Raw genomic sequence first — 446 nt, 5'->3', positions numbered from 1 at the left:
CTATTGGAGAAAAACATTTCCTGAGATAAATTTTTTAATCTTGAAAAAAAAATATGTTCCTATAAAATATAAAATATTTGTGGCTTTAATACTTGGTCATTTAGATAGAGTGTATAAGGCCTGTCAATTCATTGTATTTCATAAATTATGGTAAGAAAAATCATAGAAGCATGTAAAGATAGAAGTGTAATTACTTTAAATGAACATTTATGGATTTTCCTATTGATGTTTTTTGTTAGTGCTACAGAAATACTTTTATCTGATAAATTTACATTATTAACAATATTAGACTCAATATCTTGTGGATTATTTGAGTCTGTTTCTTTACTTATACCATGTTTGTTTTTACCTAAAAGAATAAATAAAATATATGCTGTAATATTATTAACTGTATATGAATTAAGTCTTATTATTGCACTTATAAGTTATGGTTTTTATGGTAAAGT

1 protein-coding gene is annotated in these 446 nt (G+C 23.3%); it reads left to right on the top strand.

Annotation, left to right across the window (positions count from 1 at the left end):
* Positions 1-147: 147 nt before the first annotated feature.
* Positions 148-446: hypothetical protein (locus H6A61_RS15425; protein WP_204394791.1), on the top strand; the 299-nt coding region annotated here is incomplete at its 3' end.

It is taken from the genome of Bacteroides caecigallinarum, assembly GCF_016901995.1.
Taxonomy (GTDB): domain Bacteria; phylum Bacteroidota; class Bacteroidia; order Bacteroidales; family Bacteroidaceae; genus Phocaeicola; species Phocaeicola cellulolyticus.
The sequence above is the reverse complement of the archived record's forward strand: the minus strand, read 5'-3'. Positions and strand labels throughout refer to the sequence as shown.